This is a genomic window from Phyllobacterium zundukense (assembly GCF_025452195.1).
Classification (GTDB): Bacteria; Pseudomonadota; Alphaproteobacteria; order Rhizobiales; family Rhizobiaceae; genus Phyllobacterium; species Phyllobacterium zundukense_A.
In genome coordinates this window covers 426,187-446,118 of sequence record NZ_CP104970.1, presented here as the reverse complement: position 1 = coordinate 446,118, position 19,932 = coordinate 426,187, and the positions used below count along the sequence as shown (strand labels likewise).

The 19,932-nt window shown below is 59.6% G+C and carries 20 protein-coding genes and 1 pseudogene; 5 read left to right on the top strand and 16 right to left on the bottom strand.

Going from position 1 to position 19,932, the window contains the following annotated elements; genetic code table 11:
* Window positions 1-37: 37 nt before the first annotated feature.
* The 10 genes and pseudogenes from N8E88_RS03955 to aztA all read right to left on the bottom strand — a co-directional run bounded on the left by N8E88_RS03955 (window position 38) and on the right by aztA (window position 8,509).
* Window positions 38-1,468, bottom strand: coding sequence for an ABC transporter ATP-binding protein (locus N8E88_RS03955; protein ID WP_262290756.1), 1,431 nt, complete (start codon window positions 1,466-1,468; stop codon window positions 38-40).
* The gene (locus N8E88_RS03950) at window positions 1,465-2,289 is read right to left on the bottom strand and encodes an ABC transporter permease (RefSeq protein WP_262290755.1); all 825 of its coding nucleotides are present in this window, start codon (window positions 2,287-2,289) and stop codon (window positions 1,465-1,467) included. The genes N8E88_RS03955 and N8E88_RS03950 overlap by 4 nt, the downstream gene beginning before the upstream one ends.
* A complete protein-coding gene (locus tag N8E88_RS03945) occupies window positions 2,286-3,224 on the bottom strand; it encodes an ABC transporter permease (RefSeq protein WP_262290754.1) in 939 nt (312 codons plus the stop codon). The genes N8E88_RS03950 and N8E88_RS03945 overlap by 4 nt, the downstream gene beginning before the upstream one ends.
* Before the next feature lie 11 nt (window positions 3,225-3,235).
* A complete protein-coding gene (locus N8E88_RS03940) occupies window positions 3,236-4,756 on the bottom strand; it encodes an ABC transporter substrate-binding protein (RefSeq protein WP_262290753.1) in 1,521 nt (506 codons plus the stop codon).
* Between the two features lie 38 nt (window positions 4,757-4,794).
* Complete coding sequence (locus N8E88_RS03935; protein ID WP_262290752.1) at window positions 4,795-5,079, bottom strand: hypothetical protein; 285 nt, start codon at window positions 5,077-5,079, stop codon at window positions 4,795-4,797.
* Window positions 5,076-6,158, bottom strand: coding sequence for a CobW family GTP-binding protein (locus N8E88_RS03930; RefSeq protein ID WP_262291086.1), 1,083 nt, complete (start codon window positions 6,156-6,158; stop codon window positions 5,076-5,078). Before N8E88_RS03930 ends, N8E88_RS03935 begins: the two co-directional genes overlap by 4 nt.
* Before the next feature lie 116 nt (window positions 6,159-6,274).
* The gene (gene aztC / locus N8E88_RS03925) at window positions 6,275-7,255 is read right to left on the bottom strand and encodes a zinc ABC transporter substrate-binding protein AztC (protein ID WP_262290751.1); all 981 of its coding nucleotides are present in this window, start codon (window positions 7,253-7,255) and stop codon (window positions 6,275-6,277) included.
* A gap of 19 nt (window positions 7,256-7,274) precedes the next feature.
* Complete coding sequence (locus tag N8E88_RS31690) at window positions 7,275-7,394, bottom strand: hypothetical protein (RefSeq protein WP_410010532.1); 120 nt, start codon at window positions 7,392-7,394, stop codon at window positions 7,275-7,277.
* A 40-nt stretch (window positions 7,395-7,434) separates the two neighbouring features.
* Window positions 7,435-7,707: pseudogene (locus N8E88_RS31685) on the bottom strand (metal ABC transporter permease); the annotation flags it as partial.
* A complete protein-coding gene (gene aztA / locus N8E88_RS03915) occupies window positions 7,700-8,509 on the bottom strand; it encodes a zinc ABC transporter ATP-binding protein AztA (protein WP_262290750.1) in 810 nt (269 codons plus the stop codon). The pseudogene N8E88_RS31685 and the gene aztA, both read right to left, overlap by 8 nt.
* A 136-nt stretch (window positions 8,510-8,645) precedes the next feature.
* Between aztA and N8E88_RS03910 the strand changes: the two genes are divergently transcribed.
* From N8E88_RS03910 to N8E88_RS03895, 4 genes are all read left to right on the top strand, one after another.
* A complete protein-coding gene (locus tag N8E88_RS03910; RefSeq protein WP_262290749.1) occupies window positions 8,646-9,632 on the top strand; it encodes a CobW family GTP-binding protein in 987 nt (328 codons plus the stop codon).
* A 42-nt stretch (window positions 9,633-9,674) separates the two neighbouring features.
* Window positions 9,675-10,910 carry a zinc metallochaperone AztD gene (aztD, locus tag N8E88_RS03905; protein WP_262290748.1) on the top strand — a complete coding sequence of 412 codons (1,236 nt, stop codon included), beginning with the start codon at window positions 9,675-9,677 and terminating at the stop codon, window positions 10,908-10,910.
* 75 nt (window positions 10,911-10,985) lie between these two features.
* The gene (locus N8E88_RS03900) at window positions 10,986-11,399 is read left to right on the top strand and encodes a Fur family transcriptional regulator (protein WP_262290747.1); all 414 of its coding nucleotides are present in this window, start codon (window positions 10,986-10,988) and stop codon (window positions 11,397-11,399) included.
* 72 nt (window positions 11,400-11,471) lie between these two features.
* Window positions 11,472-12,674: a GTP-binding protein gene (locus N8E88_RS03895; RefSeq protein WP_262290746.1), complete on the top strand. Its 1,203-nt coding sequence runs from the start codon at window positions 11,472-11,474 to the stop codon at window positions 12,672-12,674.
* Between the two features lie 142 nt (window positions 12,675-12,816).
* Here N8E88_RS03895 and N8E88_RS03890 read toward each other — a convergent pair whose 3' ends face one another.
* The 6 genes from N8E88_RS03890 to N8E88_RS03865 form a co-directional block, all read right to left on the bottom strand.
* Complete coding sequence (locus N8E88_RS03890; protein WP_262290745.1) at window positions 12,817-13,578, bottom strand: aminotransferase class I/II-fold pyridoxal phosphate-dependent enzyme; 762 nt, start codon at window positions 13,576-13,578, stop codon at window positions 12,817-12,819.
* A gap of 606 nt (window positions 13,579-14,184) precedes the next feature.
* Entirely contained in the window at window positions 14,185-15,006 is an 822-nt protein-coding gene (locus N8E88_RS03885) for a BtpA/SgcQ family protein (RefSeq protein ID WP_262290744.1), read from the bottom strand.
* 136 nt (window positions 15,007-15,142) lie between these two features.
* A complete protein-coding gene (locus N8E88_RS03880; protein ID WP_262290743.1) occupies window positions 15,143-16,015 on the bottom strand; it encodes an alpha/beta fold hydrolase in 873 nt (290 codons plus the stop codon).
* A gap of 24 nt (window positions 16,016-16,039) precedes the next feature.
* Window positions 16,040-17,152, bottom strand: coding sequence for a Gfo/Idh/MocA family protein (locus N8E88_RS03875; protein WP_262291085.1), 1,113 nt, complete (start codon window positions 17,150-17,152; stop codon window positions 16,040-16,042).
* Window positions 17,153-17,163: 11 nt separating this feature from the next.
* Window positions 17,164-17,961, bottom strand: a complete 798-nt coding sequence (locus N8E88_RS03870) for a PIG-L deacetylase family protein (RefSeq protein ID WP_262290742.1) — start codon at window positions 17,959-17,961, stop codon at window positions 17,164-17,166.
* Window positions 17,962-17,968: 7 nt separating this feature from the next.
* Window positions 17,969-18,802, bottom strand: coding sequence for a sugar phosphate isomerase/epimerase family protein (locus N8E88_RS03865; RefSeq protein ID WP_262290741.1), 834 nt, complete (start codon window positions 18,800-18,802; stop codon window positions 17,969-17,971).
* Window positions 18,803-18,997: 195 nt separating this feature from the next.
* On the opposite strand from N8E88_RS03865, the gene N8E88_RS03860 reads away from it, so the two are divergent.
* A complete protein-coding gene (locus tag N8E88_RS03860) occupies window positions 18,998-19,849 on the top strand; it encodes a DeoR/GlpR family DNA-binding transcription regulator (protein ID WP_262290740.1) in 852 nt (283 codons plus the stop codon).
* Window positions 19,850-19,932: the final 83 nt, after the last annotated feature.

Genomic DNA, 19,932 nt, shown 5'->3' with positions numbered 1-19,932 from the left:
CTATCTCCATGGCGGAGGCTCACCATAACTCCCGGATTTACCGCATTGCCGCATGCGCCGCTCCCGTTTCCAGCGTCACTACGCGCGTTGAAATCCTTTCAGCCATGTGAAGGTCGTGAGTAACCATTAGGACAGCAAGACCAGTTTCCCGGACGATCTCCATTAAGAACGTGACAACCTCCATCTGGCTGACGGGGTCAAGCCGGGACGTCGCCTCATCTGCAAAGAGAAACGCAGGTTCGAGCAGCAGGGCGCGCAGCAGCGCGAACCGCTGCAATTCGCCGCCCGAAATCTGGCCTGGCAGGCGATCGAGCAGGCTCGCCGGTAAGCGCAGGCGGTCCTGTAGTTCCTCGATGACTTTCCAGTGCTTGCCATGGAGACGAGCCAGATCCTTCAATGCCTTGCGGATCGTCTGATGGGGTGCGAAGGCCGCGGGCGGGTCCTGATAGAGTTTCTGAAAACGCAGCGACGACAGCCCGGCCGTGCGCTCGACCACGCCAGCATCGGGCGACGTCAGGCCCAAAAGGATATTGCCAATAGTGGTCTTGCCGCAACCGCTCGGCCCCAAGACCGAGACGATCTCGCCCGCAGAAACTTCGATATCCAGGTCGGAGAAAAGGGGGTTACCGCCATAGCTTTTTTTGAGCCCTCGCCCGGCAATGACCAGTCCCCCGGATGCAGCCGGCGCGCGTCGCTCCCACTGCGAAGGCTCGGACGAAAGAAGGGCTTTGGTGTAAGCATGTTCGGGCGCCTCGAACAGCTTTTCGGCGGGACCGTATTCAACAAGGCGGCCATCCAGCATGACGCCTATCGTTCCGCCAAGGGCTCTGGCGACCGCAACATCGTGGGTGATGGTTAGCAGCAGACGCCCACTGTCCACTTCCTCTCTCAGGCGAGCGACCACCGAGTCCCTGAGCATCGTGTCCAGGCCTTTGGTCGGCTCGTCGGCGATCAGGAGTTCGCTGTCGGCGGCGTGTGCCATGGCAATCGCCGCTCGCTGGCCCATGCCGCCGGAGATCTGGAAGGGATAAAGGGCCTCCGCGGATGATAAAGAGACCTCTGACAGGTTTCGTTTCGCCGCAGTCGCGCTTTCGGCAGCAGCCCTGCCCTTCACGTAGCGATGGATTTCCGTGACCTGTGGCAGGACGGGCATCGTCGGATCGAGCGCCAGCCAAGGCTCCTGCGGCAAGAGGCCAATGCTTCTGCCCCAGCGACGACGTGGGTCAGTTGGAGACTCATCGAGAAGGTCCGCTCCCTTGAACATCACGTGTCCCGTCGCATGCAGTTCCGGCGGCAAATTGCCCATGATCGCTTGCGCGACCAGCGATTTGCCTGAGCCGCTTTCGCCGAGCAACGTCAGGGGCTGCCCCCTTCCCAATGCCAGGGATATGTCCGAGACGATGCGACCTCCGGCCGAATGGATCGACAAGTCAGAGACGGAAAGATCGGAGGTTACCTGGATGTTCATGCGCGCTCCCCCTGAGCGAGAAGTTGCAGGCCGAGAACAAGCAGGAAGATGAGCCCGGCGGGAAGCAGCACATGCACCGGCGCCTCGCTGTAATAAGGCAAGAGTTCAACGATCATGCTGCCAAGCTCTGGCGTGGGAGGCTGTAAGCCTACGCTGATCGCGCTCAGGGTCGACACCGCAATGATGGCGCTGGCCATCGCAAAGGCCGCAAGTGTCGCGATCATCGGCGCGATCACCGGCAGGACGTAGCGCGTCAGGATGTAACTCGATCCGAAACCCAGCATGCGGGCCGCCTCGATATGCGGCTGGGCCAGCACAGTCTTCGTGGTTGCCTTCGTCACTCGGTAGAATTCCACCCAGAGCGTCAATGCCAGTCCGAGGAAGAGCGGGCCATAATTGCCGGGTGAGAAGGCCAGGAGGAGCAGCACCAGCATCAATCCCGGCAGTGCCAGAACCACGGTCGCCACAAGTTCAAGACCCCTTTCTGCCCAACCGCCCTTCCTGGCCGCGAGCAGGCCCAGCAGAACGCCGGGTATGGCTGCCGCCAGCATGGTGAGGAAGGCCATGCCAAAGGAGAGGCGTGCGCCGTGGGCAAGTCGTGCCAGCAGGCTGCGCCCATAGTGGTCGGCGCCTAGCACGTAGTCGCCGCCGATCGGAGCAAGGCTGGCGCCGAAGTCCTGCGCCGACGGGTCCACGGGGATGACCGCCGGGCCGATAAGGGCAAACGCGCCGAGCAGGATCAGGAGGCCGGCGCCGGTCAACCGCGCCGCTCCCGGTCCGGTCTTGAACCTTGGGGACGATACGTCGTTCAATAGACTCATGCTGGTCTCCTCTGGCGCGGATCGAGCCAAAGCGAAAGAAGATCGACGAAGGCGCTGATGGCGACAAACATCAGCCCCATGACCAGCGCTGTTCCCTGCACCATGGGGATGTCTCGTTCGACGATCGCATGCACCAGGGCGTGGCCGATCCCCGGATAGGCAAACAGGGACTCGACCACCACGACCCCCTCGATCAGGTAGATCGCCTGCAATCCGAGATAGGAGATGACGGGGATGGCTGCGTTGCGCAATCCATGCCGACGCACCACGACAGCCTCGGGCAGTCCCTTATAGCGGGCGAAGGCAAAGTAAGGCGCCCGCGCGACCGCAGCGACGGCGTTGCGCGTGACGCGGCTCGACATGGCCGCAAGCCCGAGTGCAAGTGTGAGCGCCGGCAGCAGGATTTCGCGCGGTGAGCCGAAGCCTGCGGGCGGCAGCCAGCCGAGTTGCTTGGAAAATACCAGCATCAGGATCAAGCCCAGCACGAATGGTGGAATGGCGCGGAAAGTCACGGCGCCTATGAGGCCCATACGGTCTGCAACTCCTCCCGGCCTCAAGCCGGAGAAGAGGCCGATGATCGGCCCGATCACGAGAGACAACAGAAGGGCGGCCGCAGCCAGCCACACGGACGCGCCGAGTTGCACCTGCAACTCATGCACGACAGTGCCGCCCGTGACCAGAGAATGGCCAAAATCCAGGCGGAGCAGATTGCCAAGCCATTCGAGGAACTGGGTCGCAATCGGCCGATCGAGCCCCAATTCGAGCCGGACTTTTTCGGCTGCCTCGGCAATGCGGGCATCCGGTCCATAGCGGCCAGCCGCGATGCGCATGGCGGCATCGCCGGGCAACACGCGCATGAGGACGAAGCAAAGGGCTCCGACCACGATGGCGACAATGCCAGCCTGCAGCAGGCGTGCAAGAAGGAAGTTTCGCATAGGCCTTTCCCTCATTCTGCCCAGTGGATGGCTGAAAGGCCGTAGTTGACCTCAAGCGGATCAACCTCGACGCCGGAAATGCGCTTGCTGGAAACGATAGCCAGCTCCGACCAGGTCACCGGGATGCTCGGCAGCTCCTCTTGCAGGATTTCCACGGCGCGGGCCTGGAGCGGCGCGCGGGCGGTGACATCACTTGTCGCCGCAAGCTTTTCGACGATGCCCTGGATCTCCTTGTTGTCCCAGCCCATCGAGCCCCAGTCGCTTCCGCCCGGGCCGTAGTCCTGGAGCAGCGTGCCGACGGGATCCGGGACGATTGAGTAAAGACGCGACACCAGTCCCATCTCCAACGTCCCGTCCTGATGACGAGCGGGGATTTCGGAGCTGTTGCCGACGGAAACCTTGACGTCGATGCCGACCTGCCGCAGTTGGGCCTGAAGTGCGGTGGCAATCGGGGGAAGCTCCGGCCAGCTGGAATAGGTAAGCATGGTTACGCTGAAGCGCTTGCCGTCTTTCTCCAGAATGCCGTCGCTTGCCGGCACCCAGCCTGCTTTTGCCAAAAGCTCCTTTGCCTTCTCGACATCTCTCACGAGAGGCCGAACATCAGGAGAATTCCAACCCTTCATGGCGGGTGGGAAGAGTTGCGTTGCGGCAAGATCGGCGTTGCGCAGGATGACTTTGGTGGTGCCGACGCGGTCGATGGCAGCACTGATCGCCTGCCGCTCCTCGACCTGATCGAAGAAGGGCGATGCCGCGTTGACCTTCAGGAGGCGGGTGCGTGGGATGGTCGCTATCTGAACGTTCAGCTTCGGATTGGCCTTCAGCCGGTCCACGGAAACCGGAAGCATCGAAAAGACGAGGTCGGCCTCGCCGCTCTCGGCCATCAACGCTCGGGTTTCCCCCTGCCCCACGGCAAGGTAGCTCACGTCCTGGATGGCGGGCTTGCCGCCCCACCACGCGCCGGAACCTCCCAGTTCAAGCCGCGCCGGTGGCGTGAGGGTCTTAACCTTGTAAGGGCCTGTGCCGACGATCTGTGTGATCTTGCCCGCTGCATCGAATGAGGACGGCGCCAGGATAATCGTGCTGAAATGTACCAAATAGGCAGGAAGAGCGGAGAACGGTTTTGTCAAGCGAATGCGGACATCGGCCCCCTCGCTTGCAATATCGGCGATGGGAGCCTGGGACAGAACGCCGACGCCTGCCAATGCCCGTTGAAGGCTGGCAACCGTCGCCTTGGCTGTTACCGCCGTTCCGTCATGGAAGGCGGCGTTGCCACGCAGCTTGAACGTCCAGACGAGCCCGTCCTGCGAGACCGTCCAGCTTTCGGCAAGACCCGCAATAAGCGCGCCCTCCTTGTCAGTGGTGACGAGCGTCTCGGCAACCTGGAGACGGCTGAAGACATAGCCGGTCTGCGCCGGTTCGATACCGGTGATCTCCCAAGGGCCAGCAACCTTGAGCGCTTCGGCCTGAGCATAAGTTGCCGGCATCAAGGCGCCGAGCAGGAGTGTGAGGAAAAGCGCTTTCGCAACGCGCATGGAATTTTCTCCGTTTCAATTTGATATTGGTGCAAAAATCAGTCGGGATTGGAGGCAGCGGAAAACGCCTGGACTACGTCGTCCTCCGTCACGTCCTTCATTGGCTGGTGAACCGAGACCTGGACCGTCTCTGTGCCCTGCATCACCAGAACCACAGTCTCTCTGGGAGGGCAGCCCGGCACGTGGCAGGCAAGCTCGCTTACCGAAACAACAGCTTCATCCGGTAGCGAGAGCAGCTTGCGTGTCCAGGATTTGATCGCGCGAGCGCTGTTGATGACCGACGGTCCATTCCGTGCCAAGGGATTTACGAAGGCCTCGCTCATGCCGCACCCCGCTTGTTTCTCGCCGCGCGCGGAGCCAGCACTTCGAACAAATCGCGGATCGGTTTGGCCGGCATGTCCTGACCGATGAGGACTACCCGGCTGCGGTGATCTTTGCCCGGCCAATGTTCGAGGCGCTGAAGCGGATAGAGCCGGTGCTGTACCGCGTGGGCGACCAGCGGACGGACCGGGTCGTCGGTGAGCGCGAACAGGCCCTTCAGGCGCAGAAGACCGGAGCCGATGTTTGTCGTCACGATATGCAGGAAGGTCTCGACGGCCTGGGGCGAGAGTGGAACATCGTGGCTCAGGCTGATCGCCTCGATCTCATCCCCATGCCGGTTGGGGTCGTGGGCGTGGTCGCCGTGAGCTCCGAGCCTCTCCATGGCCAGCCAGCCAGGTACGTCCTCCATCTTGCCCGTGACGGAGTAAGCGCCGTCACCGAATAGCCCGGACAGATTGAAATCCTGTCGATGGCGATCATGGTAGACTGCCGCAGGATTGAGAGCCCTCAGCTCATTTGGCCAGTCGTGAGCCGCAACTGCGATATCTGTCTTGGTCAGGACCACATGATCGGCAAAGGCGAGCTGTTTCCAGCCTTCCATGAAGCTATTGAGGGTTGCGCGGCCGCCCAACACATCGAAAGTTGTTACGACGCGGGCGAGATGGAAGTGCCGCGCGACCACGTGATCTCTCAGCCCCATGGCAGGTGACCCGCCGGGAATAATGCTGTTGATGATGGGAGTGGGATCTGCCAGTCCAGTGGTCTCGATCACGACCCGTGAGACAGGCGGTATGTCGCCACGAAGCCGCGCCTCGTGAAGCTCCGAAAGGGAGCTTCTGATATCGCTTGTCGCCGTGCAGCAGATGCAGCCGTTGGTCGTGCGGAAATAGGTTTCGGAGCCCTTACGGACGAGATCGTGATCGATCGGAACAGTTCCGAACTCGTTGACGATGACGGCGGTCCCCTGCATGGCCGGATCGGCCAGGAGGTCATTCAGCAGCGTTGTCTTGCCCGCGCCAAGAAAGCCGGTCAGGAGCGTGACCGGCACGGAATCGTAGAGCCGTTTCACGTCATCCTCCATGGCACCGGGTGCGTCGCGCCACCGCTTGAACAGGCCGCCAATCATGCTGCAGGGGATCCATTTGGGTTGAATGTCAGGGTGAGGCTCGCCCGGCGCATGCCGGGCAAGCCTTGCGATCAGCTTCCGAGGATCGCGGCCTTCAGCGTGTTGACATTGTAACGGAACATGTCGATGTAGGTGGATGCCGGACCGTCGCTCCTGGACAGGGCATCCGAGTACAGCGTACCGCCGATCTTGATGCCGGTTTCCGTCGAGATCTGCTCGATGAGCCGCGGATTGGTGATGTTCTCGAGGAAGATCGCCGACGCCCTGTCGTGCTTTACCTGATCGATCAACTTTGCCACGTCGGCGGCAGAAGCTTCCGCCTCCGTCGAGATGCCCTCAGGCGCGATGAACTTGAGGCCGTATTCGTGCTCGAAATAGCCAAAGGCGTCATGGGAGGTGATCACCGTGCGCTTTTCAGTCGGAATGGCTTCGATTGCGGCCTTCACCTCGGTCTCAAGTTCGCCGAGCTTGGCAACATAGGCCTCAGAGTTGGCGGTGTATGTAGCGCAACCGGCCTTGTCGGCCTCGCAGAAGGCATCGGCGATATTCTTCACATAGATTTCGGCATTGTGGATCGACTGCCAGGCATGCGGATCGAACTCGCCGTGATGATGACCCTCATGCCCATGATCATGGCCCGCTTTTTCGTGATCATGTCCAGCCTCGGCCCTCTCCTCGGCCTCATGATCATGCTCTTCTTCAGCGCTCTTGAGCGGCTCGATCCCCTTTGTCACCTCGACCACCGAGGCTTTCGTGCCGCTCGCTTCGATCAAGCGCGACATGAAGCCTTCGAACTGAAGGCCATTGACGAGAACGACATCGGCTCCTTCCAGAGCAGCGGCATCTGCGGGGCGGGGTTCATAGACATGCGCGTCACCATCGACCGGAACCAGGGTCGAGATTTCGACGCGGTCGCCGCCGACGTTCTTGGCGAAGTCGGCAATGATCGAGAAGCTGGCGACCACCTTCAACTCGGCAGCAGACGCGCTGGAGGCAAAGCCGCCAAGCGTGATGAGGCTGGCATAGGTGGCAAGGCGTAGAGTGTTCAACATGGAGATCTCCGTTGGTTGATCAGGCTGTTTTGTGGCGGCGGGACATGAGAACGCTTGGCAGCATCCCTCTCCTGCCGACCAGGGCGGACACGGCGTAGATGATGCCCGCCGTCAAAATGATGGCGGGACCGGACGGCAAAGACGCGTGATAGGACAGCAGCAATCCACTGACCGAAGAGAAAGCGCGAGACAATGCCTGAGCCGAGCGCCACCAGCAGTCCGACGATCAGACCGCCGATCGTCATGGGAACGATCTGAAGCCCGAACAGCACAAATCCCACGGCTGCACCGGGAAGAATGGCATGCGCCATTGCGTCGCCGGTGAGGCTCATGCGCCGCAACATCAAGAAGACGCCGACAGGAGCGCAGCTCACGGAGAGAACCAGCGATCCGAACAGCGCGCGCTGCATGAAGCCATAGCGCAGGAATGGGCCGATCAGATCCTCATACATGGCCGGCAACCTTGCGATGGTGTGGGAGGTGAGTGATATGGTCGTGGCCGTGAGTGTGGCCTCCCTGGCCTGCATCCTCCTCGCACCAGCCGGCCTGTTCGTCCCAGGCCTCCTGAAAGCTGCGTGCCATGCTCAAATTCTCAGAGGTCATGACATCGGAGGTTGCTCCCCACGCCACCGGTTTGCGAGCCATCAGCAGGGTCTGGGCGAAATGTTCGCGCACCAGCGCGTGGTCATGGAGCACGCACAGAACGGTGCGTCCTTCCGACACCCAGCCTTTTATGACTAGAATAAGGTCCGCAATGGTGCGGGCATCGACGGCATTGAACGGCTCATCCAGCCGGATCAGATCGGCATCCTGAAGCATGGTGCGCGCAAAGAGCGCGCGCTGCATCTGCCCGCCGGACAGGCTGTCGAGCGGGCGCTTCTCAAAACCAGTCAACCCAACCGCGTCCAGGCAGGCAGAAAGCCTGATCTTGTCGGCTGGTGTGAGGCGCCCAAGCAAGCCACGCTTATGCCAATAGCCGAGGGAGACGAGGTTTATCACGCGCGCCGGGAAAGTTCGGTCGAGTTCGGATTGCTGCGCCAGGTAAGCAATACGCCGAAAACCTGGAACGCAAGCACCGTTGATCGGCCTTAGAATTCCGGCTATGCCTTTCAGCAAGGTGGATTTGCCGGACCCGTTAGCGCCAACGACTGCGGTGAGCGAACCCCGTTGGACGTCACCGCTCAAGTGATGAACGGCCGCGTGACCCTGGTAGCCAAGCGTAAGGTTTCTGAAATCCAGACAAGTGTTGTTCATCGCGTCCTCGGGGATTGACAGCGACTGCATAGGTAATGTTATTACGTTCGTCAATCGGAAACGTAACGTAATAACATTCGTAGCAACCGAACCGCCGGCAGTCGCTGCCTCACGCCGATCGTTCAGGAGGACCACCATGTCTCAGATCGAACCCACCCCCGTCACGGTGCTGACCGGATATCTGGGTGCCGGCAAAACCACGCTTCTCAACCGCATTCTGACTGAGCCGCACGGCAGGAAATTCGCCGTCATCGTCAACGAGTTCGGCGAAGTCGGGATCGACAACGACCTGATCGTCGAGTCCGACGAGGATGTGTTCGAGATGAACAATGGCTGCATCTGCTGCACGGTGCGAGGAGACCTGATCCGCATCATCGAAGGACTGATGCGCCGCCCCGGCCGCTTCGACGGCATCCTCATCGAGACGACAGGTCTCGCTGATCCGGCTCCGGTGGCACAAACCTTCTTCGTCGACGAGGATGTCAGGTCGAAGACCCGGCTGGATTCGATCATCACCGTCGTCGACGCCAAGCATCTTCTCGGCGAGATCGACCGCGCCCATGAGGCACAGGAGCAGCTCGCCTTCGCCGATACGATCATCCTCAACAAGACCGATCTCGTCAGTGACGACGACATCGCTGCGGTCGAGCAGCGCATCCGGCGGATCAATCCCACCGCCAGCATCATCAGATCGATCCGTTGCGATATCGACATCGCCAGTCTTCTGGATCGCAAGGCATTCGATCTTGACCGCATTCTGGAGGTCGAGCCCGACTTCCTCGACGAGGAGCATGATCACGAGCATGACGATCATGTCACCAGCTTCTCGCTGGTTGAGCGGGAACCCATGGATCCGGGCAAGTTCCTCAACTGGCTGCAGACGACGGTGCAGGCTTTCGGAATGGATATGCTGCGGATGAAGGGGATCATCTCGTTTGCCGGTGACGACGACCGCTTCGTCGTCCAGGCGGTGCACATGCTGCTGGAAGGCGATCACCAGCGCCCATGGAAGGAAAACGAAGATCGGGTTACCCGGCTGGTGTTCATCGGCCGTGATCTCCCCAGGGACATCATCAGCGACGGCTTTGCAAAATGCCGTGCGGTTCGACAGGCCGCCGAGTAGCCCGCCGCGCGCAAAAAATCACAACATGAAGGAAGGAACCCGATGAGACTGTCTCTCACCCGAAACCGCGTGCAGGCTGCCGTGACAGCGAGCGTGATCTTCGCCGCACCCGGCGCCTTTGCCGACGATCACGAAACCAAAGAGGCCTGGCGCTTGTTCGTAGCCGACCATACAAACCCAGTCGTCCGCGTCATCGATTTCGAAGATGGCAGCGAACTTGGCCGGTACGACGTCAAGGGATATGCGTCGCTCACGGCGAGTGCATCGGGTCAGACGGTGTTCGCCGCCCAGACGGAAGCGGATGTCATTCACGCGATCAAAACCGGCATCAATTTTTCCGACCATGGCGAACACCGCGATCTCGAAGTTTCCGAGCCCGCGCTTTTACCTGTGACGTTTGAGGGCAAGCGCCCGGGCCACGTCGTGCCGCATGATGACCATGTCGTCCTGTTCTACGATCGTGCCGACAAGGCAGAAATCGTCGATGAAGCCGACATCCTCGACGGAAAAGTCGAGAAGCGGATTGTCGATACGATCAAGCCTCATCACGGCGTGGCGGTGACGATGGGCCGCTACGTACTTGTCTCGGTTCCGAACACAGAGGCCGAAACGAAGCCAGATGAATTGCCGCCGCGCATTGGTCTTCGCGTCGTCGATGAAAAGGGCGAGCAGGTTGGTGCGATGGCCACCTGCACCGACCTTCACGGTGAGGCGACCTCGGCCCGCCTCGTTGCCTTCGGCTGCAAGGAAGGCGTTCTGGTTGCTCGTCCCGGCGGACTTGATGGTCCCAAACTGGAGATGCTGCCCTATCCCGCCGATTTTCCTAAGGCCTACACCGGCACGCTCCTCGGCGGCAAGGCTATGCAGTTCTTCCTCGGAAACTACGGCGATGACAAGCTCGTGTTGATCGACGCGGATGCCGAACAACCCTACAAGCTGATCGAACTGCCGACGCGCCGCGTGGATTTCCAGCTCGATCCGGCAGAACCGCGCAACGCCTATATCCTGACGGAAGACGGCGACCTGCATGTTCTCGATGTCGTCAAGGGCGAAATCGTCAATAAGGCGAAGGTCACAGAGCCTTACAGCAAGGATGGCCACTGGCGCGATCCGCGCCCGCGTCTGGCGGTCGCCGATGGCCAGATCGCCGTCACCGATCCGCGTCATTCTCTCGTTCGCGTTGTCGACGCGGACACCTTGAAGGAGACGCGCACCATCGCAGTCGAAGGCCAGCCCTTCTCGATCGTTGCCGTAGGGGGTTCGGGCGCTTCGCACTGATACGATGAAGCTATCGCCCGGAACTGTAGCGCAGTTTCGGGCAGACTCTCAAAACGGCACGTCCCGGAGATGAGCATGTTGCAGGCAGTCCATTCCGACGATCTGAAGCTGACGAGGAACCAGAGCCTCGTGCTCTCGGTGCTGCAATCGTCCGAGCAGCCGCTCAGCGCCTATACCATTTTGGATCGTCTGCGGGAACACGGCTTGAGGGCACCGCTTCAGATCTATCGCGCGCTCGACAAACTGATGGAGGCTGGCCGCATCCACCGGTTGGAAAGCATGAGCGCCTTCGTTATCTGCTGTCATTCAAAGAATGGCCAGATCCACCCGCGGTTCACCGCCTTCGAAATCTGCGAAGCCTGCGGCAAGGTCAACGAATTTCACGATACGAAGATCGAGGATGCCCTTGGAAGGCGCGCCAAGGGTAGCGGCTTCAAGATCCGCTCCACCACAATCGAGGTCCACGGCCTCTGCGCCGAATGCCACTGAATTGAGCGATAGACAGGCCTCTGTCGCGCCATCCACAAGTGTTACGTTATACTAATAGCCAGGATTCCCAACATGAAGAAGCTCCCTGTCACCGTCCTTTCTGGCTTTCTCGGAGCCGGCAAGACGACACTCCTCAACCACATCCTGACCAACCGCGACGGCATGCGCGTGGCCCTGATCGTCAACGACATGAGTGAAGTCAATATCGACGCTGCGCTGGTGCGAGACGGCGGCGCCAACCTGTCACGAACGCAGGAGCAACTGGTCGAGATGACCAATGGCTGCATCTGTTGCACATTGCGGGACGATCTGCTGCAAGAGGTGCGGGCACTGGCCGAGCAGGATCGCTTCGACTATCTGCTGATTGAATCAACCGGGATCGCCGAACCGCTCCCCGTAGCCGCTACGTTTGACTTCCGCGACGAGAATGGCCAGAGCCTTGCTGACGTGTCCAAGCTCGATACGATGGTGACAGTCGTCGATGCGGCAAATCTCCTGAAGGATTACAGTTCCGCCGATTTCCTTGCCGACCGTGGCGAAACCGCCGGCGACGGGGACAACCGCACGTTCGTCGACCTTCTGGTCGAACAGATCGAGTTTGCCGATGTTGTCATCCTCAACAAGATCAGCACCGCCACAACCGGACAGCGCGATGCCGCACGCAAGATCATCGTTGGCCTGAATCCGGATGCGAGTCTCATCGAGGCCGATTTCGGAAAGGTCGATCTGAAGGAAGTTTTGGGCACCGGCCGCTTCGATTTCGCCAAAGCCGAAACGCATCCGCTTTGGTACAAGGAATTGCATGGCTTCAAGGACCATGTTCCCGAGACGGAGGAATATGGCATCCGCTCCTTCGTCTATCGCGCCAAAAAGCCGTTCGATCCGATGAAGTTCCAGGCGTTTATCGACCGGTCCTGGCCGGGTGTGGTTCGTACCAAGGGCTTCTTCTGGCTGGCGACCCGGCCGCATCATGTCGGCGAGATCAGCCAGGCGGGCGCCCTAGTCAGAACCAGCAAGATGGGCTTCTGGTGGACCTCCGTTCCAAGAGACCAATGGCCGCAGGATCCGGGCTTCCTTAACATCATGAAACCCTATCTCGATCCCGTCTGGGGTGACCGCCGGCAGGAGATCGTCTTCATCGGCGCCGACCCGATGGACGAGGCAAAGATCCGCGCCGAACTCGACGCTTGCCTGATCGACAGTCCGGTCTTTGTCCCAGACCTGTGGCGCAGCCTGCCGGATCCATTCGCAAGTTGGGGCCGCAAGGTGGCATGATCAGCTACAGTGCGCCGCCGCTCGAAGGCGGCGCACCTAACCGGCCTACAATAGTGACGTTACAGCATGCTGCGGGAGCAAGTTCAGACCTCATGTAGCTGCCGAGACGACCCACAGCGTTGATGTTGTTAATTAGAGCGTTCTAGCGACAAATACTGTTCAGACACCCGAGTGCCGGCTGTTTCGCACTTCGATGAGCGCCGCACCGCCTCCCCTGCCTTTCGTTTTCCCCGATGGCGTGGATCACATTCAAGGCATCGCCGTAGCCCGTATCCATCGGCGACGACCGGCAGCGAGGACTAACCGGCGATCGCCCGCAATCAGGCTCATATCGGCAAGACCGTAGTGCGCCGAAAGCCCAGAGACCGTCGAAGCCGGCCTCTTCGGCCAAGGTGGCGGACAGCAGGCTGTGGGCCGCCATAATGTGAACGAGGCCGCGTTCGGCCATGGGTTCACGCAGTTGCTTCGCTTTGCCATAGGCCCTCTCACCTTCTGACAGGGCTTCGCAGGCTACCAGCATGCGGCCGCAGGCGTGCTGCAGTTCTTCGACTGACGCGGCGTAGGAAATGCGGATATAGGGCGAAGCCATGAAGCCGCTGCCCGGCCTAACGGCGACACCGAAGTGCTCGAGAAGATACATGGCGAAGTCCATGTCGGACTCGATCACCTTGCCCTGAGGCGTGGTGCTGCCGATCACGCCATGGCAATTAACGAAGACATCAAAGGAGCCGTCTGGGGTGCGGCATTCAAGTCCTTGGGCCTCGTTGATCCTCTCGACCACGAGATCCCGGCGCTTGCGGACGAAATCGTCAATGTAGTCCTGGTTGCCGCCGATCGCCTCTATGGCCGCATATTGTGAGATCGAGCTCGTGTGCGACGAGGTCTGCCCCTGGATCGTGTTCATCGCGTTGATCAGATCCTTCGGCCTTGAGTTCGAAGCAGGAGGCCTCCATCAACTCCACATCGACGCTTGGGAATTTCTCGAGAAAGCTCTTCAACGCAGCGCGGTAGCAACCTGACGACATAGACTCTTAGAAGCCAGATGCGCCCGGTTTTACCGGCGCTGCTGGCTTTTGCGCGGTCTGAATGCCGCGGGAAGGCCTTGACGGTGCGTCTGGCGCCAACTACGAACTCCTCGCCGATGGCCGTCGGCCACGCACCAGCTGTCGAACGATCGAATAGGAAGACACCAACTTCCAACGTTGATGATCGGCTGGTGCACATTCATTTCAGGCTGCACTGAAGCGTCCATTGCGAGCTGCCGCGACGGGGTCGCGGCAGATGACGAAGGTCCACAGCTCCCCCCTACAACAGAGGACAGCGTCACCATTGCGCATTCTCAGGTTCGCATTCTGTTGTTGCTAGATGTACTTATGGTTTCGCATTTGAGACAGGTGCTCACAGCCTGCGGTGATTTGTGTCATGACCTGTCTGCCAGGATTGACGGATGCCGATCATACCGCGAGGGTAACCACGGCATGATCGGACTGACTCGAAGACGGTTCTACCCCTATGCTGCCTTGGGTGAAGCGCTGCGGATCACCTTGACCTTGTCCATGAACGCCTTCACTCGGGCAGGATCGACCGCGTTTTCGAACACGCCATCGATCTTGAAGGTGGAACCCACCACCGCACCGTCCGAGACAGAAAGCTGCCGTTCGACATTCTCGAGGCGGCAACCTGTATTGCAGAATACCACAGTGCTCGGAACAGCATTCTTCACGCTGGATAGAACTTGTGTGTCAGTTTCAGCGCCGGCGGTCAGGCCAGAAACGCAGAGCGCATCAGGGCGATTATTGAAGACAGTGGAGCGCGCGATATCGATGATGTTACGGTTTCCAAGATACGAGGCCGCCTCCGGAACGATGTTGTATAGAAGCTTCAAATCCGGGGAGAGGCGCATCTTATGGCGGACCGTCTCCCCGACATTCGTGTCCCAAAGTCCGAAATCGCTCGCATAGACGCCGCTCATGATTTCGCGAATGAAGACGGCGCCGGTTGCCGCTGCGAGGTCGATGGAGGCGATCGGATCCCAAAGCACGTTCACGCCGAACGGCACCTTGATCGACGGCATGAGTTCGCCAATCACCCGGGCCATGGCGGCCGTCGTCTCCGGACGCACCTTCGTCAGATACGGAAGGCTGAACTCATTGGAGAACATAACTGCATCGACACCACCATCCTGGAGATGCGTGAGGTCGGCGAGGGCCTTGTCGATGACCTTTTTCATACCGCCGGCAGTGTCATACGCCGGGTCGCCAGGCAGTGCCTGCAAGTGGCACATCGCAATGATGGGCTTATCGACGTGGAAGGTTTCTTTGAGCCATTGCATGAGTCTCATCCTTTTCGTGCTGTTTGGTTGGTAATCTGTCGTAGGGGTAGCTCCGCCGCTCGAGGTGGGTGCAACGCCGTTGACCGCAAAACCTCAATGCGCATCAGGTTGGGTCGGATCGCGCAAACACCGCCGGCTAGTCACCGATCGTGCGAGCGGCATCTTCGGTCGGGTCTGGCGCTTGAATTGCAATCTCAGAAAGAAAGCCAGCAATGAGCTCGGCTGTCCAATCGTAGTAGTTGGGAATGGCTAGCGCGTCGTCTTTCCGCGGGGCCTTCTCAAACCGTGAGCCGGGTATGCAGCGATGAAGCCGTTCGGCGAGTGCGAGCGGATGAATATCATCCGCCTCGACGCCGACCACGAGGGTCGGAACTTTTATGATTTCGAGTTGCGCGACAGAGAACTCAAATCCGTCGCCTGTGATATCCGTCAGCAGTTTTCCGAGCCATTCCGGCTGATGGTCACCGAGATAGTCGATCAACGTGCCGTAGTTGTCGGGGCTCGACTGCCTGATCCGGGCGGCGAGGCTACTTGCGACGAAGGCGTCCAAAGCCTCCTTTGGCGTGTTCCGCTGCAGCAGTTCACCGATCTCCCGTATCGGCTCGAGATTGGCGGGGGATTTGCTGAGAAACCATGCCGGCCGAACCAGAATGAGGCCGTGCATTTTGGTCGGGTTTCGGATGGCGAAAGCGAGCGCCAAGGCTGCTCCCATCGAGATGCCGCCGGCAACAAAGCCATGCTGGAAATGCTCGGCTGAAAACGCCTCGATGTCCTCGTAGAACGACTCCAGCGAAAAAGCCGGTGGTTGGGGGCAAGACGAGGCGCCATGTCCGGCGCATTCGACCGTCGTCAGATCAAATCTTCCGCCTTGCGGGAAAATGCGCGCCACCTGCTGAGCATCTCCGCCCAGACCGTGCTGAAACAGAACGGGAAGACCACCGTTGCCGAGTCGGACAACGTTCAGGCGCGCGCCACTTTTCGCAGATTGGATGAAGCTGCTGTTCGCCAAAATTATTCCCCTTCTCAACCGCATCTAAAGATCGATGTGGCGGCGTGTGCGGATACTTTGATCGGCGGCGAGCACCACGCGAAGGCTGTCCACCGCCGCGGTGAGATCACGCATATCAATAGCGCCAGCGCGGATAGCGTCGAGAAAGGCTCGCTGCTCCAGCTCACAGAGTGCATCATGATCGGGCTCGTCAGCCATCTTGATGATCTCGTCGGCGTGCTTGAGGGAGTTGTCCGGGTTGAGCTCGGAATGATGGATCCGTAGCGCGCTCGTCTTGACGTGATTGAGAATGTCCGACGATGCCGTCGTCGATGCGCCTTGCGCGGCTGCATCACCCTGTTCTGTCATGGTAATGCTCACGGCGCCCTTCGGACCGACGACGTCTTTCACGAAGTAGGCAACCTCGCTCATCATCGGACCCCAGCCAACCTCATACCAACCGATCGAGCCGTCGTCGAAGGTCACCTGAAGCTGCCCATAGTTGTATTGGTCTTCGGCGATTTCGTTTGAGAGACGCGCGCCGATTCCGTGAACGCGGACCGGCTTCGCTCCCGTGAGCTCGCACATCACGTCGATATAGTGGACTCCGCAGTCGACGACCGGCGACAGGGACTTCATCAGGTTCTTGTGCCAGGTCCAGGAATCGCCAATCGACTGTTGATTGATGTTCATGCGCATGACAAGCGGCTTGCCGAGCTCTTTTCCGCGTCGGATAAGTTCGCGCCACGACGGATGCACCCTGAGGATATAGCCGATATAGATGGTGCGTCGTGTTTCTCTCGCGACCGAAACCATGCGTTCCGCCTCTTCGACACTCCGCGCCATCGGCTTTTCGACGAAGACATGAGCGCCGGCCCGCATTACCTTGATGGCGAAATCGGCATGGGTGTCAGGATAGGTGCTGATGATCACCGCGTCTGGCTTTAGCCTATCGAGGGCGTCATCGAAGTCATTGAAACGGGCGATGGACGACAGCTCAGGCGGCAACTCCATGCCAAGCACGGAGCGGCTGCAAATACCCACGAGCTCGAAACCATCGATGCGGGTGATGGCCTGGGCATGCGAGATACCCATGTGCCCGAGCCCCACTGCCAGAACCCGGAGTGGAGCCGACTGATTGCTGCGATTCTGCTGCATGTGGGCGTCCTTCAGTGCGTGGCCGTTGGTGTCCATAATCTCTCCCTCCCGGAATGTGCTTCGTATCGCTCGGCATGCCGTCGCATCGCGTTGACCAGTGCCGCATCGCTGCCAAAAATTTCAGGAATCTGGCTTGGATAAAGGCGGGCGGCCTCGATGCGCGCTGTCAGATCGACGTCTATGAATTCGGGCGTCGGGCACTTCCAGCCCGAGAGCTCTAAACCGAGCTCGACTGATATCGGTTGCTCGGCCGGGAATTCGCCCAGCAAATAAGGAAATTCCTCGTAAAGACGCAGGGGTATGTGTCCGAGGCAAACCTCTTGGGCTGCTTTCACTAGGCTGAGATGATCGGCATGCCGACCAATGCCGATTGGCGCGTAGGCAAAGTCAGGCTTTTCCTCCGCGAGGATCTGATCAAGCTTGCGCGCAATCGCCTCGACATTGGCTTGATCTTCGGGTTTCAATCCAGCAAACAGCTCTGGGATGTCATGATAGATTGGTCCGCCATTCTGGTCCTTACGATAGATGGCATCCAGGACACCCTCGTGCCGGTACCGTGCGCCGAGTAAGTGCGCGACACACTTGTCCTCCTCGCGGCGGATTGCGTAAGGGCGATCGCCCCGATTCCAAACTCTATGGAAGCGGCTTGCAAGCGGGGTTAGGGTTCCGGTCGCATCTCCCGTGATGAAGGTTGAGATGACGACATCGTCGCCCGCGCTCGTCAGTTTCTTGATAAGCCCGGCGCAACTGAACGGCACATCGTCGAGATGTGGGGAGAGGAAAAGGTGGCGTGAGCCTGCGTTCGCCATCAGCGGATCACCCTTTGGAAGGAAGAAGATCACGCAAGAACGCGGCCGTAGAGGCGGCCTCGCTTTCCCCGAACCCATGGGCGATGATTGGGCCCGAGAAACCTTCGCGCAAGAAGAGGTTGAAAAGACGTTCAAAATCAATAAAGCCCCTGCCCGGAGCGCACGGCTTGCCATCGTTGCGCATGTCCTGCGCATGGATAATCGACGTTGCATCTGCCAAGTGGTCGAAGGCGCGAAGCAGGGTATCGGAGGCATGATCCCGTTTGCTCCAATCAACCAGATTGAAGGGGTCGAATACGATTTTTACCCGCTCGCTACCGACCTCGTCCAGCAGTCGCCTGGCGGCCCGCGCTGATGAGATGACGTTGGACGGCTCCGGTTCAACGCCAAGTGTCACGTCGTAGGTTTCGGCAATCTCGATCAGCCGATCGAGTTCAACGCGAAATTCGCGCCAAGCATCCTGCCCTGCGTTATCGGGATGAGATTTCCACTTGTCCTCCACGTTCCGGGTGCCGGTGCAGAGCGTGATCGTTGAGTAGCCAAGCGCCTTGCTGGCTTCGGCGAGTACGCGAAAACCAAGCCTGCCCTGTTCGACCACCTTTGGATCGGGGGCGATCATGTTGTAGGTCCCTGAAATGACCGGGATCGTCACACGGCTTGCCTCGAAGTCGCGCTTCACGGTGGTCAGACTCGTGTAGTCCATCACTTCCGGCAGCGTTTCAAGTCCGATGCTTGCCATGTTGAACTGCGTGCATTCGTAGCCGGCCAGTGCAATGGCGTCGGCGAGCTTGGCGCTTGTCTTGCGGTCGAATGTTTTGGCGAAGATACCGAGCTGGATCAATTTTAACGTCCGTTTTCAGGAAACCCGGCCGACGTGCAAGGCGCAAATGGTCGGCCGACAATTTCCAATGGTTGGGTTGCCGGTCCCGTCTGAAGGCTTGCCAGACGCGACAACACCTTCAGCGGTTTTCAGGTGCAGCCAAATGACCACTTGACAATGACTAACACAAGCGAACATTATATGACAATAGCAAACATGAACGAACACGGTGGAAAAATGGTCGAGACCGAAGGACACGCCCAGGCCGCATCTCAGAATTCTACCGGCCGACAACTGCAAACGGCGCGCCAGAGAGCGCTCCTCGCAATGGTGAAGTCGCGCGACTTCGTTACCGTCGCCGAGATGGCAGTGCATTTTGGCGTCTCCGAGATGACAATCCGGCGTGACCTTAAAGCGCTTGATAAAGATGGCAGTCTCGAGCGCGCTCATGGTGGCGCCATTCTCCCGGAGACCGCACCTCTCGGCGCGGAACAGCCTTTTCGAGATCGTCAGGTCAGAAACCTCGATGAAAAGCGAAAAATTGCCATTGCTGCCGCTCGACTGATCCGACAGCACGAAATGATTGGACTGGATGTCGGCACCACCACGCTAATGCTGGCGAAGGAGATTGTCGGTTTTCCCAACCTTCGCGCGGCGACAAACAGCCTTCGCCTCGCCATGACACTGGCCGACAGCCTCGTCTCGGTCTTCGTGCCGACCGGTCAGGTGCGGCCACTTGAAATGTCAATTACAGGTGCGCGTGCGGTCCGAGAGCTCACGAACTATCGGTTCGACAAGACATTTTTGGGTCTGTCGGCGGTCGACGAAACCGGTCTCTACGATTTCTCGATCGAAGACACCGAGGTCAAACAGGCGTTCGTTACCCAGTCAAACCAAGTCATCGCACTCATCGACAGCAGCAAGTTTGCAAAGACGTCGACGGTTCGCCTCGGCGGCCTGGACATGCTCGACATTCTGGTCACCGACGCTGCTCCACCGCCAAGTCTCGCCCGAGCACTGAAAGAAGCGAAGGTGGAAGTCATCATTGCGGGGGATGAGCGCCGCTGACGGCGATAACGGAAACTGGCAGCCAACGGCAGGGCCACCGCATGCTTCATCATTCAACAATCAACCACAAAAGGGGAACGCGA